Source organism: Exiguobacterium sp. TNDT2, from assembly GCF_003331145.1.
Classification (GTDB): Bacteria; Bacillota; Bacilli; order Exiguobacteriales; family Exiguobacteriaceae; genus Exiguobacterium.
Genome location: NZ_QLVE01000005.1, coordinates 21,353 through 36,154, shown reverse-complemented (window position 1 = coordinate 36,154; position 14,802 = coordinate 21,353). Strand labels below are relative to the sequence as shown.

Genomic DNA, 14,802 nt, shown 5'->3' with positions numbered 1-14,802 from the left:
ATGATCAGGCCGTTTTATTTATTCGAGGATGAACAGAACGTCCTCGGCTAACTTCTCGTACGTCCGGTCGCTCGGATGGAACTGGTCGGTCGCGAGGTCACGCGAGACGTCAGATACGTATGCGAACGGGTCGATGACGTCGATGCGATAAGTGTTGCCAAACGTAGCGGCCGAGGCGTTCCAATCGAGAATCAGTTGATTGAACGCCTCACCATTCTCATTTTCGGGGAACGGGTTGTAAAGAGCGATGTAGACGATTTGGGCGGTGTCGTTCATACCACGGATTTGGGCGAAGATGTCTTCTAAGTTCGTCTTGGCGTCGGCGACGACTTGGGTGATATCGACCGATTCGAAATTATCGACGTTCTCACCGCGATTGAACAGATCGTTGCCGCCAATCGTGAGTGTGATGTAGCGGGCGTTCTCAATCGTCCGTCGTACTTCCGGTTGTTCGAGCTGGGCCAACAAATCCTCAGTCCGGGCACCGGAGACGGCCAAGTTCTGCGTACGAATGCCGTCTTCGTCGAGCGTTTCACCGACCGGCTGAACGTAGCCAGCACCTGACGTCGACCCGACGCCGCGTGTCAGGGAGTCGCCTAAAGCGACGTAAACGTCACCGACCGGTTCGGGTCTCGAATCTTCACTAATCGAGAGTGTGCGTTCCGGTGGATTGACGATATCTTGATAGCCGATCCATAAACCGTATAAGGCGATGCCCGTCAAGAAGACAGAACCGATTAAAAACGAATACCATTTCCCATTTTTCATGTGATTCCCTCACTTTCTATGAGACTATCATATCAAATAAGTTTGAACCTGCCCTATGTGAATGTTCGAATAGGACAGATGGCTTCGAGTCCGATAGAATGTAGGAGAGGTGAGATGATGCAACCAACATTGAAAATAGACCATTTGACAAAAGTAATCGGCAAGAAAACAATCATCGATGACATCTCGTTCGATGTGTTCCCAGGTGAGGTGTTCGGATTTTTAGGTCCGAACGGGGCCGGCAAAACGACGACGATCCGGATGATTGTCGGGTTGATTAAGCCGACGAAAGGGACCGTCTCGATTTGTGGATTTAGCGTCGAACGACAATTCGTTCAGGCGATGAACCAAATCGGGGCCATCGTCGAGAATCCGGAGCTGTATAAGTTCATGAGCGGGCGTGAAAACTTGAACGCTTTTGCTCGGATGTTGCCCGGCGTCGATGAGGCCCGGATTCAAGAAGTGATCGATCTTGTCGATTTGACGGCGCGGATCGATGATAAAGTGAAGACCTACTCGCTCGGAATGCGGCAACGGCTTGGTATCGCCCAGGCGATGTTGAACAATCCCCGCGTCTTGATTCTTGATGAACCGACGAACGGGCTCGACCCGATGGGGATTCGCGATCTTCGTCTCTTTATCCGCCGTCTCGTTGAAGAGACTGGACTGAGCGTCCTCGTCTCGAGCCATATTTTGGCTGAGATTGAACTGCTCGCGGACCGCGTCGCCATCATGTCGCATGGGAAAATCGTCAAAGTCGGGACGGTTGACGAATTGATTCATGAGTTGGCGTCGACTGTCGATGTCCATGTGGCCGACAGTTTTGAAGTCTTGTCGATCATACGCGGTTTCGAATCGATTGAGCACGCCGACGTCGTCGACGAGCGCACGATTCGTGTGTCAATGAATCTCGAAGATACGGCCCGCTTGAACCGCTATTTGCTTGACCGGGGAGTCGACGTATTCGGGCTTGAACGACGCGTCCAGACGCTCGAGGAATTATTCATTTCATTGACCGGGGGTGACCATATTGTCTAATCCGTCAATACTTGGCCTTATTCGGAACGAAGTCTTAAAAATCCATAAGAAGCGACGACTCCTCGTCGTCTCGATCATCTTGATTGTGCTCGTCTCGATGTTCACGTATGCGAACTATCGTCAAATCGAGAAGCAGCGTGAAGAGCAAGGAACGATCGATTGGCGCGTCGACTTGCAGCAAGAGATCGTCGATACGCAAAACCGGCTCGCCTCAGCGAACGTTCAGGACGAGTTCCGTCAAATCTTGGAGTTCCAGGTCCAACAGAATCAATATTACTTAGATAACGACATCAATCCGAACTATCCGGGGGCTCCGACGTTCATGCGAGTCTTCTTCTCGCAAGGGACGACGCTCGTGCTGCCGCTATTCATCATCGTCCTGATGGCGGATATCGTCTCCGGTGAACACAATGACGGGACGATCAAGACACTGTTGTCACGGCCCGTAAGGCGATTCAAAATCTTGCTTGCTAAATGGATGACGACACTGCTTTATACGTCGATTCTCATCTTCATCACGGCGCTCGTCAGTTATGCCATCTCTGGCATCGTGCTCGGTTGGGATGGATGGACCGCCCCGATTTTGACCGGCTTCCAGGCCTCGTCGACGGGAACGTTCTCGACCGACTTCGTCCATACGCTGCCGATGTGGCAATACTTACTCATGTCAGTCGGACTATCTTGGTTCGTCGTCGCAGCCGTCGGGACGATTACGCTCATGATTTCGGTCATCGTCAAAAACACGGCGACCGGGATTGGGATCATGATGGCCGTCCTTATTTCAGGACCGCTCCTCACGTCGCTCGGGTCGAATTGGGACAGCTCGAAATATTTGGTCAACGTCAACTTCGGTCTTCATACCTATCTCGAGGGGCAAGCCCCACCGATCGATGGGATGACGTTACCGTTCTCGCTCATCGTTATATTCGTCTGGTCGCTAGCGGCTCTCGCGTATGCGTTCTACCATTTCACTCAAAAAGATGTCTATTGATGACTAGCGTCACCTTCCATGGTGACGCTTTTTTTGTTACGGCTGAACCGACTAGAGAAGAAGACGGGTTAGTCCAAATGTCTTAATAATTTGAATTGTCAAAATAATTAGATAGTTGGATACCTTCATTGTGGGAAACTATGTAAAGTAGGAGACACCACATAAGGAGGGAAACACATATGAAAAAAATTTTATCGACATCACTCATTGCAGGCGTCTTGCTCGTGCCGCAACTCGTCGGCGCAGCGGAGCTCAAGTCAGGCACGTTGACGAAACCATCAAACGATGCCCCGGACACCATCGTCAAAGAGTATGCGAAAGCGAAAGGCGAATTCAAAACGCTCGAATCGAAGCGTGACAAAGTCGGACAAGTCGTCAAATTGCAACAGACGGTCGACGAAGTGCCGGTCTTCGGTGGAATCGTCGTCGGTGTCGTCGACAACAATGGCCAATTGAAAACGGTCGTCGATGACACGAAACAACTTAAAGGATTACATAAATCGATCAAGCTGAATGAGCACAAAGCGGTCGCTCGTTATAAAGAGCTTGTCGGCCACAAAGGCGCATACGAGCTTGAGCCGGCAGCTGAACTCGTCGTCTATCCGAACGGAGAAGAGGCAGCCTATGCGTATGTAGTGACCGGGACGATTCTTGACGCGAATGAGCCGTCACGTTGGACATACTTCATCGATGCGGCAAGCGGGAAAGTATTGAACAAATACAACCAATTGGCGCATGCCAAACCGACGAACGGTGTCACAGGTACGACGTATACGGGAACGGGGATCGACGTCCTTGGTCAAAGTCAAACGTTCAAGACGACGAAGAGCGGTTCATACTACTATCTCCAAGACTCGACACGCGGCAAAGGCATCTACACGTACGATGCCAAAAACCGGACGACACTTCCTGGATCACTATGGGCCGATGTCGATAACGTCTTGAACACGACATACGACCGGGCCGCGGTCAGCGCCCACGTCAACGCGACGAAGACGTATGACTTCTTCAAGAACACGTACGGTCGTAACAGCTATGACAACAACGGCGCAGCCCTCAACTCGACGGTCCATTATAGCCGCAGCTACAACAATGCGTTCTGGGATGGCAGCAAGATGGTGTACGGTGACGGGGACGGGCAAACTTTCACGTACCTCTCTGGTGCACTTGACGTCGTCGCTCACGAATTATCACACGCGGTCACAGAGTACACGGCAGGTTTGATTTATCAGAACGAATCGGGCGCAATCAACGAGGCGGTATCCGACATCTTCGGTACGGTCGCGGAGTATAGCGTCGGCTCGAACTTCGACTGGTTGGTCGGGGAAGACATCTACACGCCTGGCGTGGCTGGGGACGGTCTCCGCTCGATGTCGAATCCGGCAGCATATGGTGACCCGGACCACTACTCGGTCCGTTACACGGGGACGCAGGATAACGGTGGCGTCCACATTAACTCAGGTATCGTCAACAAAGCGGCTTATCTCTTAGCGAGCGGTGGTTCGCACTATGGCGTCTCGGTCCAAGGCATCGGCGTCATAGAGATGGGTGACATTTACTACCGTGCCCTCACGGTCTACTTGACACCGACTTCGAACTTCTCGAGCCTTCGGCAAGCCGTCGTTCAATCAGCTAAAGACTTGCACGGCGCAACGAGTACTCAAGCGGTTGCTGCTGCCAAGTCGTTCGACGCGGTCGGAATTAACTAAGCGGGACCCAATCCTTTTCGCCACAGCGGAAAGGATTTTTTGAACGGCTATTTTTTTGAAAAGAGGGTAAATATGAGATGTACTTAAAATTCGATCATATCAAGGAGGACATATGGATATTCAATCATTTCGTATTGACCATAAAAACGGGATTCGTCTGGACGATTACCCGACGACGATCAAGGACCGGCCATCGGACGAGACGTTGCAAAACGAGCTGATTCCGGAGAGTGTCGAACGGTTAAAAGAGTTGCATTGGAAATTATATGCCGAAGCCAAAAAAGGTATCGTCGTTGTTCTGCAGGCGCTCGATGCCGGCGGCAAGGATGAGGCGATCAGTTACATCTTCTCGAATTTAAACGCGCAAGGATTGAAGACGAACGCGTTCCAAAAACCGTCAGACACGGAAAAGAAACACGATTATTTATGGCGGATGCACGACCTCATGCCAGAACGGGGGCAAGTCGGCATCTTGAACCGGTCGCATTATGAAGAAGTGATTGCCCCGCGTGTCCATGATCTCCTCGGGGATGAGGTGATTCCTGATGCGGAGGACAAAGATTCAATCTGGAAAATTCGTTTCCGTCAAATTAATGACTTTGAACAATATTTAGATGAGAACGGTTTCAAAGTCATCAAATTTTTCTTTAACGTGTCCAAAGAAGTCCAACGTGACCGCTTGCTTGAGCGGCTGAAAGACCCAAGCAAGAATTGGGAGTTTTCGTTCAATGATGTCGAAGAGCGAAAACATTGGGACGATTACCAAGCTATTTTTGAAGATATGTTGTCGAACACGGCGACGGAACGTTCCCCATGGTATGTGTTGCCGGCAGATGATGAATGGTACGCTCGATATATCGTCTCGACGGTCATGATTGACGTTCTAGAGGGCATTGATCCCCAATTTCCGGTATTTTCAGATGATGAACAAGAACGAATTGATGAGGCGATTGCAACACTTGAAAATGAGTAACGTTTATCAAGTCCATAATCGTCTATTTCCCCGCTTGCACTAGAAGCAAATTCAGGATAAAGTGTACAAGTGATATAAGACGTCAGACATCTTTATGAAGGAGCAATGAGTGTGGGAAATATTAGTTTGTTATTTGGAGGCGTGGCCCTATTCATCAATAGTCTCGTCTTGTTCGGAAAAGTAGACGTCAAAAGTGCTGGAGTATTTAGCCTGTTCACTGGTCTGTTACAGACGTTCATCGCGACATGGCTCGTCATCGGGGCGAGTTCGGCGGAAGTGTTCGGTTATGCGAGCATCTATTTGTTCGCGTTCACTTATTTGTATGTCGGTGTGACGTTCCTGTTCAATTTGGACGGTCGGGGCGTCGGATGGTTCTCGCTCTTTGTATCGATTTCAGCCGTTTTTTATGCTACCATCTCGTTCACGACGGGCGATGTGATGGGCGCCGTAACCTGGTTGTTCTGGTCGTTCCTATGGGGACTGTTCTATGTAGGAATGGGTCTTGGGCGCCAAATTGACGGCTTGACGGCCCGGGTCGCATTCGTGCTCGCCTGGTTGACCTTGATTATTCCGGCACTGTTCGGTCTCGCGAATTTGATGACGCCGCTCTATGGCGTTATGTGGTGGGCCGCGAGCGGCACCGCGATCCTTTATTTTGGATTGACGATGTGGCGCCAGCGCCGTTTAGTAGAAGTGACACATTGAACGATGCTCCTCGTGAGCGTCGTTTTTTTGCGCATTCATTTGTGTCTAAAATGTGAAAAGTGGGAATGAGGTACGTAAAGGAGGCAACCACGGATGAGTGACGGCTTAATTTTACTGATGGGACTATTATTATGCGGATGGATGCTGTTTGCGGTCGTGTTTGATGATACAATTAAAAGAAGAATTTAACGGACCGTTTCCTTTTTGGAACGGTCTTTCGTTTGAGGAGTGACAAGGATGGAACAAACACCAGTCATCGTCCTCGTCGGACCGACCGCTGTCGGGAAGACGAAGACAGGAATCGAGCTCGCGAAAGCGTTCAACGGTGAAATCGTATCGGGCGATTCGGTCCAAGTGTACCGTGGGATGGATATCGGTTCGGCAAAAGTGACGGTCGAGGAGGCGGAAGGGATTCCGCATCATTTGATCGATATTTGTGACCCGGACGAGGCGATGAGCGTCGCCAAATTCCAGACGTTGGCCCGGGCGGCGATCGATGACATCTACGCGCGCGGGAAATTGCCGATTTTAGTCGGTGGCACCGGTCTGTATGTCCGAGCAATCTTATATGACTATGAGTTCACGGAGCGACCGGTCGACCACGCATTGCGCAAATCGCTCGAGTTAGAGGCAGAGACGGATGGTCCTGAAGTACTGCACGCCCGCCTGCAGTCGCTCGACCCAAAACGGGCCGAGAGCATTCATCGAAACAACGTGCGTCGGGTCATCCGTGCTCTTGAAGTCGCACTACAAGGGGATGCTCAAGCGATGGATAGCCTTCCATCCCAGCATTACGCCTACAAATTGTTTGTGCTCCACGCCGACCGGGACGTACTCTATGAGCGTATCAACCAACGTGTCGATTTGATGCTCGAAGCGGGTCTCATCGAGGAAGTCGAACGTTTGCTCGCAACTGGTTATCGAGATACGCAAGCGATGCGGGCCATCGGTTATAAAGAAGTCGTCCCGTACCTCGATGGATTGACGACGCACGAACGGATGACCGAGACGCTCAAACAGCACACGCGCAAATTCGCAAAGCGTCAATTAACATGGTTCCGTCATCAATTTGATGGGATTTGGGTCGATATGGGACGAAAATCATTTGAACTATCGTATCAAAATATTTATGATGAAGTTGAGGAGTTTTTTCGAAAATTCCGATTATTTAAAAGAGACATAGACTAGGGGGAATGCAACATGAAGGCTAGCTATAACATCCAAGACCATTTTTTGAATCAATTACGAAAAGAAATGGTGCCGACGACCGTCTTTTTAGTCAGCGGATTTCAAATTCGGGGAGTCATCAAATCGTTTGACAACTTCACGGTCATCGTCGAATCAGAAGGTCGCCAACAGTTGATTTATAAACATGCGATTTCAACGTTCTCACCAGCGCGGAACGTCACGTTGTTCGAACCGGAAGCGGTCGAAGTGACAGAAGGTTAATTTAAGGCATAAGAAAGAGCGGCCCGGGGACCGCTCTTTTTTTATGCCGTTTTGACGTTCGGATCGAGATCGAGTGCTTCGATCACACGATGGATGGCGCAACCGCCGAGCAGCGAGTCGAGCTGGTCACAGAGCTGTGTCGGTGCCGATCGATACAAGTGGGTATATGTCCGTTTCCATGACCGTTCGGCCGACTGGATGCGTACGAGCAGGTCGGCATGACCGAGTTCTTTCAGTTTATCGATATTCATCCGGTTCGTCCGGGCGAATGCCGATAAAACGACTGCTTTGGCGAGCGGTGTTTGAATCGGATAACCGGCGACGACGAGAACGGCCATCGCTCCTTTCATCTCGTGCTCGATGACCGAGTCGACGAGTTGGTCTGGCGTATATGGGTTTCCGGCATGCCCCGAGACCGCCGTGACGAGTTCGTGATGCGAGACCGGACAAGTCGATGCCTGTAAAATGCTGCCGATTGTCGAGTGCGTAGTGGCGTAACGTGTCGCTTCCCCTGTTGCGATCAACCGTTCGTACGTATCTACCAATGAAATCATGTGAGTTCCCCCTTTATCTAGCTACCTTTATCGTAACAATTCTAGTAAGCGCTTTCAATATGATTTAGGAAACTTCATGACCTATCACGAAAGTATGTTCGCCTCGAAGCGAAAAACACGATACAATGGGCAAAGAGAAGAAGGAGGGCATTGCACATGAACTATTACCAACAGATTGATCCGATAGCGGGGAGCGGCTTCGACCGGACCCGGTTCCAACTTCCGGCCGTCGAAAAAGCGTCGACACGGTTATCCGATCTTACAGACGGGACGCCGGTCCAGACGAAAGCGCTCGTCAGTACGGTCGAAGTACGCGAGGGTAAGTCCGGCGCGAAGTGGTTGCAATTGAATTTGACGACATCAAGCGGACTCATCCGTGCGAAGCAATGGTTGCGCGGCAACGAAGACCAGTTATTGCCGATTTACGAGTCAGGCGTCATAGAGCTTGAAGGGAAAATCGATGTCTACCCGAAACCGGACGGCGCCAAGTCGATCACCATCGACCGGTCCAAACCGATTGCCCGGGACGAAGCGGTATCGTTGTTGCCAGGTCTTCCTGGAGACGAGACGATGGAACAATACGCCGATGAGCTGTTTGCGATTCTGTCGACGCTCTCGCCTGACTATCAAGCGATTGCGATGTCGCTGCTCGACCGCTATTGGGACGATTTCGTCCTTGCACCGGCCGCGCTGTACCATCATCACAACTATGTTGGTGGTCTTTTGAAGCATACGGTTTGCATGCTTCGCCTCGGTTATCGCATCCAAGAACAGGACGACCATTTGGCGATGGCGTTCCGGGTCATCAAAGAAGCCGAGCAGTTGCACAAAGTAGACGTATGGAATACGATGAACGGTGTAAAAGTTGAACAGGCGTTCCGGGGCACGTTCGAGTCGCTCTATGCGGCCTGTGAGGCCATCGCCGAGTTGAAAGCGCCGCTCCGTTGGGACGAGCTCGCGCTCGGGATTTTATTCCATGATATCGGCAAGTTGTTCGAGTACAGTCACTTGCTGTCATCCCCGAACCGGTTCGAGCAACTGTTCTCGGTCAAAGGCACAAGTGAGACGACCGGGATCTCAATCAACCCGATGGGAAGCTTGATCGGACATATGCCATATGGCGGTCTGCTGTTCGAGAAGAGTCAACAAGCCGCAAGCGTCACGTTGCCGCTCGACGCCCATCACCGGATTTGGCATATGATTTTATCCCACCATGGCAAGCGCGAGTGGGGTTCGAGCGTGTTACCGGTCACGACAGAGGCGTGGATGCTTCATTTGATCGACTTGCTGGATGCGCGCTATGAGAAATGGGCGCGGGTCCACGAAAATTTATAAGGTGAGGTGCAGTACATGATTCCCGTGCAATTGGTGACCGGTTTTTTAGGCGCCGGAAAAACGACCTACATGAATCGCTTGTTAGAAGCGACGGACGAGCGATTGCTCGTCATCGTCAACGAGCTTGGCTCGGTCAATATCGACGAACAGTTGATCGTCAACATGGACCAAGAACAGATTGAGCTATCGAACGGTTGCATCTGTTGCTCGATTCAAAGTGATTTAAGCAAGACGTTCTATCAACTTGCCTCGCGACAGGAGACGTTTGACCGCATCGTCATCGAGACGACCGGTGTCGCCGACCCGGCACCGATCATCCAGACGATCTATTACGATGATTACTTACGGACACGGTTCAAGCTGACGGCGATTTTGACGGTCGTCGACGCCAGTCAATTGGACCGCGAATTGTTTATAGAAGGAATTCATCAAATCGCCTATGCGGACGTGATTCTAATGAACAAAGTCGATCTTGTCGATGCGGATGCGCTCGAACAAGCGCATGAGCGGATTAAAGCACTAAATCCGACCGTTCGGGTCATCGAGACGATCCAGACGGTTGGGGACTATGACTTGACGGAGAATACGTTTCAGCTGTCGCGAGTCGATGAACAGCTCCTCGGTCAACTGACGGACGGACACTCCTCGGTTTCCTCGCTTCGGGCCATCACGCTCACGACGGACGTGCCATTAAAACGTGAACGTGTGACTCAATACGTACGAGAAGTGCTCATGCACTATGAAGATGATGTGTACCGCATGAAGGCGATTGTCCGTTTAAACGGAGAAACGTCAAAATTCGTCGTCCAAGCGACGAATCAACTGATGGGCGCGACGTTCGCCAACGAACCGAGCGACGACTCGCGTTCCGTCTTCGTGTGGATTGGGAAGAATCTCGACCGGGACGCGCTCGCGCGCGGACTCCAAGCTTGTGAGGTGAACGTGTGATGAAATTGATGTTGGTCGACGGGTTTAACCTCCTGTCGCGTTATTATTTTGCCACAGAACGTCGTCGAGCCCTCGACCCCGATGTTACGCTGAAAGGTCTGCTCCGAAAAGTTGACGGGTGGACGAACGACTTCACGCATATCGCCTTCTTTTGGGATGGACCACGTGAGACGACGCACCGTTATGCTTTATTTCCGGACTATAAAGCGACCCGCACCGGCTTGCCGGAACCGTTGTTCCACGATTACGTCAAGTTGCGGGCCGCGTTGACCGAGCGCGGGATTTTTCAGTCCGAGCTCGCCGGGTACGAGGCCGACGACTTGATTGGGGCGGTCGCGACCGCCTTCCCGGGCGAATCATATATGTATTCGTCGGACCGCGATTTGCACCAGCTGCTTTCCCCGAACGTGTTTCAAATCGTCCCGAAAAAAGGGGAAGAGATGATGATGAACCAGGACATATTCGAGACGACTTATGGAATACGGCCCGGACAGTTCGTCGATGTGAAGGCGCTCCAAGGTGATGCCTCGGACAATATTCCAGGCGTCCGCGGCATCGGACCAAAGACGGCGACGATTCTTGTCCAGTCGTATGACACGGTCGAAGCGCTGTATGACATCTTGAGACAAGAAGCACTCCAAGAGGCGCATCGGAAGTTTGCGAAGAAGCTCGATGGGCAAGAAGAAGTGGCGCTTCTATCAAAACGTCTCTCGCTTATCGATATCCATGCACCGGTTGAGACCGATTGGGAGGCGTACCGCTTTGGTTCACATTTATTTTGATGCGGCGACGAACCAAGTGACGGGTGAGAACGGTCTTGGTGTCTGGGTCAAGGCGACGGACGGCACCGTATCCACGTACATCACAAAACGTATCGGGCTGACGAGCGTTCAAGCCGAACTCGCCGCGCTCACGTTCGCCCTCGAACAAGCGCATACGTTCACGGACGAATCGACGTTCATGTTCTATTCGGACGCCGAGACGGTCGTGCGGGCACTCGAACAGCGTTTCCTGAAAGATCAATCGGTACGTCCGTTGTTCGTCAAAGCGCTGACACTGTATGACGAATTGCCAAATAAGTTCATTAAATGGATTCCGCGGGCTGAGAACCGGGCCCATGACGTGGCGAAACAGGCATTGTTGATCGGATGAGAGTCGGGCTTTGGCCCGACTTTTTGTCAATTACAGGGGAAAGATTTCTTTTTTGCAAAAGTTTCGCTAAAATGAAAGCGTAGTCAAAAAAAGAGGGGGAATTTTCATGGAATATCGGATCGAACGGGACACGATGGGGGAAATCAACGTTCCGGCTTCAGCCAAGTGGGGAGCCCAAACACAGCGCAGTCTTGAGAACTTTAAAATCGGGACGGAAAAGATGCCGCTCGAGGTCGTGCATGCCTTCGCGATTTTGAAGAAAGGTGCCGCACTCGCCAACGCCGAGCTCGGTGTGTTGGAGCAAGCGAAAGCCGACGTCATCGCTGAAGTCGCCGATGAGATCGTCACTGGACAACATGACGCCGAGTTTCCACTCGTCGTCTGGCAGACGGGTTCAGGGACACAGTCGAACATGAACGTCAACGAAGTCATCGCCCATTTGGCGAACGATAAGTTGAAAGAGCGTGGTCAAACGCTCACGATTCATCCGAATGACGACGTCAACAAATCACAGAGCTCGAACGACACGTATCCGACGGCGATGCACATCGCCGCCATCTTAGCTGTCGAGGACCATGTGTTGCCGTCGATTGAGGCGCTCCACGCGACGCTCTCGAAGAAAGCCGAGTCGTTCATGGACATCGTCAAAATCGGTCGGACACACTTGCAAGACGCGACGCCAGTCACGCTCGGTCAAGAGATCAGCGGTTGGGTCCGGATGCTCGAGCTGTCGAAACAGATGATTGAGCGCACGCTCGAACCGTTGACAGAGCTCGCCCTCGGCGGGACGGCGGTCGGGACCGGCATCAACGCTCATCCGAAGTTCGGCGAAGTCGTCGCTGAGAAAATCTCGCAAGAGACGGGCAAACGTTTCATTACGGCCGTCAACAAGTTCCATGCGCTCACGAGCCACGATCAGCTCGTGTTCACACACGGTGCCTTGAAAGCGCTCGCGATGGACGCGATGAAGATTGCCAACGACGTCCGTTGGCTTGCATCCGGCCCGCGAGCCGGTATCGGCGAGATTTTGATTCCGGAAAACGAACCAGGCAGCTCGATCATGCCTGGTAAAGTCAACCCGACGCAGAGTGAGGCGTTGACGATGGTCGCGGCCCAAGTGCTCGGGAATGATGCGACAATCGGATTCGGGGCGAGCCAAGGAAACTTCGAGTTGAACGTGTTCAAACCGGTCATCATGTACAACTTCCTCCAGACGTGCCGCCTGTTGACGGACAGCCTTCATTCGTTCGACGTGCATTGCGCCGTCGGCATCGAACCAGACTTGGACGTCATCGCGCACAACGTCGATCGCTCGCTCATGCTCGTGACAGCGCTCAACCCGCATATCGGCTACGAGAATGCGGCTAAAATCGCAAAACTAGCACATAAGAATGGGACGTCGTTAAAAGAAGCGGCGCTCGAGACAGGGTTATTGACGGAAGAACAATTCGATGAGTGGATTCGTCCAGAAGAGATGACTTCACCTAACCTAAAAGTTGGAAAATAAGGAAAGGGCGGTCTTTGACCGCTCTTTTACTGTTGTCTAATAGGCCGTAAGGACCATCTTACTGGCAAACAATAGGCAATAAATAAGTAAATAGTTGTATTTTTGAAAAGGAAGTCGCATAATCATAAGCAGAAGAGAACAAAGGGAGAGCGAAACTGGGGGGTCGGGAATGAAGCAACAGCAACTCACAGATCGTATACATAGCATCTTAACGCAAATCACGAACGCGAGACAGATTCAAACAACTGAAATCGAGTTTTTATTAGATTGGATGAAGCACGAAGTAAAACGTCGTCGATTGATGCATTTGCTTGAGATTTTCAGCCGTGTGGAATCAGACGTCCGTGAGTTGCCACCAGTCTTGACACAAGCGGAGGCCATGGCTTTAATTGCCCCAGTAAAACGTTATATTCACACGATTCTAGGTATCGAGCAAGAAGATGAAGATCTCGTCTTAGTGTTATCGAATAGTTTTTCAACGTTTAGCCGTTATAAGCCGCGTGTCGAAAAACTCGGGGCACGACCTGTCTTTTTGCAGACGTTAGAAGAGGCCGTCGAATATGACTATGAAGATGTCCCGAAAGCCATCATCATGGACGTCGAGCTATGGGCCCGCTTCCCGGAGCGGGCGATTCAATCGTTCGTCAGTAAGATGAAAAAGTTATACGTCCCGCTCATCGTGATCGGAACGAACGAACATTATCGTCTAGCAGCCTATTCTTATGGGTTTGACGACTATTGGGAAGAGTGGGTGCCGATGGAGGAACGGCTCGTTCGTCTTGGCCATCATATCGAGAAGGCGCGGCTTGTCTCAAACGCGCTCCTTGTCGACGAATTGACGGGCGCTTTCAATCGAAAATACTTGAAAGCGACGTTCAGTCGATTCATGTCTCGGCTTGAGCGTTCGGGTGAGAGCTTTACGCTTGCCCTGCTCGACATCGACCATTTCAAACAGTTAAATGATACGTTCGGTCATGCTTATGGGGACGAGGTGTTACATCGCGTCGCCGAGGAGATACGTTTGGCGATTCGCTCGAGTGATGAACTGATTCGTTATGGTGGCGAAGAATTTCTGATCATTCTTAACGTGTCAGATCGTCATATTGTCGATGCGGTGCTCGAACGCGTCCGCAGTCGCATTGAAGAGATGGCGTTTACATATGAGCATCACGTTACCGTATCAATTGGATATACACGTGTCTGCGAGGTTGGGATGACGCTCGGGGAATGGTGTGCCTACGCGGATGAGGCGCTCTATAAGGCAAAACGTGACGGACGTAATCGAATTATCCGATACTCAACCGCCGTCCGGGAAGAGAAACGTCTCGCGTATGTGACGATGAGCCCTGAGAAGTACGCGCTACTTGCCGAACGGTTACCGAAACAACACAGGCGCTACGAGATCATTTATCGCCCTTACGAGCTTTATGCCTGCAACGACCATATGGAGATGTTCATCCTTGACGACTCGGGCACGAGCGAAACGAGAGGGACCTTATCGGCTGTCAAAGAACAACGTGGCAAATATAGCCACATCTTGGCCGTCTCGAAACGAAACGCGCTCGAGCTCGGGATGCTGTGCGATGACTTGTCCGAGCAGGACCATCACGACGCGATTACTGAAAAAATCGAGCAGTGGCTCGAGAAGTTGCCGGACTAAAAAACGGACATCG

15 protein-coding genes are annotated in these 14,802 nt (G+C 51.4%); 13 read left to right on the top strand and 2 right to left on the bottom strand.

Annotated elements, in window-relative coordinates:
- Positions 1-18 precede the first annotated feature (18 nt).
- Positions 19-768, bottom strand: a complete 750-nt coding sequence (locus tag DPV68_RS04700; RefSeq protein ID WP_114165656.1) for a GDSL-type esterase/lipase family protein — start codon at positions 766-768, stop codon at positions 19-21.
- Between the two features lie 117 nt (positions 769-885).
- Between DPV68_RS04700 and DPV68_RS04695 the strand changes: the two genes are divergently transcribed.
- The 7 genes from DPV68_RS04695 (at position 886) to hfq (ending at position 7,633) form a co-directional block, all read left to right on the top strand.
- Positions 886-1,806 (top strand): ABC transporter ATP-binding protein, encoded by a 921-nt coding sequence (locus tag DPV68_RS04695; RefSeq protein WP_114165719.1) that lies wholly within the window; start codon positions 886-888, stop codon positions 1,804-1,806.
- Positions 1,799-2,797, top strand: coding sequence for an ABC transporter permease (locus DPV68_RS04690; protein WP_114165655.1), 999 nt, complete (start codon positions 1,799-1,801; stop codon positions 2,795-2,797). Before DPV68_RS04695 ends, DPV68_RS04690 begins: the two co-directional genes overlap by 8 nt.
- A gap of 179 nt (positions 2,798-2,976) precedes the next feature.
- Positions 2,977-4,506 (top strand): M4 family metallopeptidase, encoded by a 1,530-nt coding sequence (locus tag DPV68_RS04685; protein WP_114165654.1) that lies wholly within the window; start codon positions 2,977-2,979, stop codon positions 4,504-4,506.
- A gap of 112 nt (positions 4,507-4,618) precedes the next feature.
- Positions 4,619-5,479 carry a PPK2 family polyphosphate kinase gene (locus DPV68_RS04680; protein WP_114165653.1) on the top strand — a complete coding sequence of 287 codons (861 nt, stop codon included), beginning with the start codon at positions 4,619-4,621 and terminating at the stop codon, positions 5,477-5,479.
- A 105-nt stretch (positions 5,480-5,584) separates the two neighbouring features.
- Positions 5,585-6,184, top strand: coding sequence for an AmiS/UreI family transporter (locus DPV68_RS04675; protein WP_232819503.1), 600 nt, complete (start codon positions 5,585-5,587; stop codon positions 6,182-6,184).
- Between the two features lie 237 nt (positions 6,185-6,421).
- The gene (gene miaA / locus DPV68_RS04670) at positions 6,422-7,372 is read left to right on the top strand and encodes a tRNA (adenosine(37)-N6)-dimethylallyltransferase MiaA (protein WP_114165651.1); all 951 of its coding nucleotides are present in this window, start codon (positions 6,422-6,424) and stop codon (positions 7,370-7,372) included.
- A 12-nt stretch (positions 7,373-7,384) separates the two neighbouring features.
- Entirely contained in the window at positions 7,385-7,633 is a 249-nt protein-coding gene (gene hfq / locus DPV68_RS04665; protein ID WP_021067304.1) for an RNA chaperone Hfq, read from the top strand.
- Between the two features lie 41 nt (positions 7,634-7,674).
- Here the strand turns inward: hfq and DPV68_RS04660 are convergent, their stop codons facing one another.
- Complete coding sequence (locus DPV68_RS04660) at positions 7,675-8,187, bottom strand: hypothetical protein (protein WP_114165650.1); 513 nt, start codon at positions 8,185-8,187, stop codon at positions 7,675-7,677.
- 156 nt (positions 8,188-8,343) lie between these two features.
- Between DPV68_RS04660 and DPV68_RS04655 the strand changes: the two genes are divergently transcribed.
- From DPV68_RS04655 to DPV68_RS04630, 6 genes are all read left to right on the top strand, one after another.
- On the top strand, positions 8,344-9,522 hold the full coding sequence (locus tag DPV68_RS04655; RefSeq protein WP_114165649.1) for a DNA-binding protein: 1,179 nt from the start codon (positions 8,344-8,346) through the stop codon (positions 9,520-9,522).
- A 15-nt stretch (positions 9,523-9,537) separates the two neighbouring features.
- Positions 9,538-10,470 (top strand): CobW family GTP-binding protein, encoded by a 933-nt coding sequence (locus DPV68_RS04650; RefSeq protein WP_114165648.1) that lies wholly within the window; start codon positions 9,538-9,540, stop codon positions 10,468-10,470.
- Entirely contained in the window at positions 10,470-11,252 is a 783-nt protein-coding gene (locus DPV68_RS04645; RefSeq protein WP_114165647.1) for a 5'-3' exonuclease, read from the top strand. The genes DPV68_RS04650 and DPV68_RS04645 overlap by 1 nt, the downstream gene beginning before the upstream one ends.
- Positions 11,233-11,622, top strand: a complete 390-nt coding sequence (locus DPV68_RS04640; protein ID WP_114165646.1) for a reverse transcriptase-like protein — start codon at positions 11,233-11,235, stop codon at positions 11,620-11,622. Before DPV68_RS04645 ends, DPV68_RS04640 begins: the two co-directional genes overlap by 20 nt.
- Before the next feature lie 106 nt (positions 11,623-11,728).
- On the top strand, positions 11,729-13,129 hold the full coding sequence (fumC, locus tag DPV68_RS04635; protein ID WP_114165645.1) for a class II fumarate hydratase: 1,401 nt from the start codon (positions 11,729-11,731) through the stop codon (positions 13,127-13,129).
- Between the two features lie 169 nt (positions 13,130-13,298).
- On the top strand, positions 13,299-14,789 hold the full coding sequence (locus DPV68_RS04630) for a GGDEF domain-containing protein (RefSeq protein ID WP_114165644.1): 1,491 nt from the start codon (positions 13,299-13,301) through the stop codon (positions 14,787-14,789).
- The last annotated feature ends 13 nt before the right edge of the window (positions 14,790-14,802 follow it).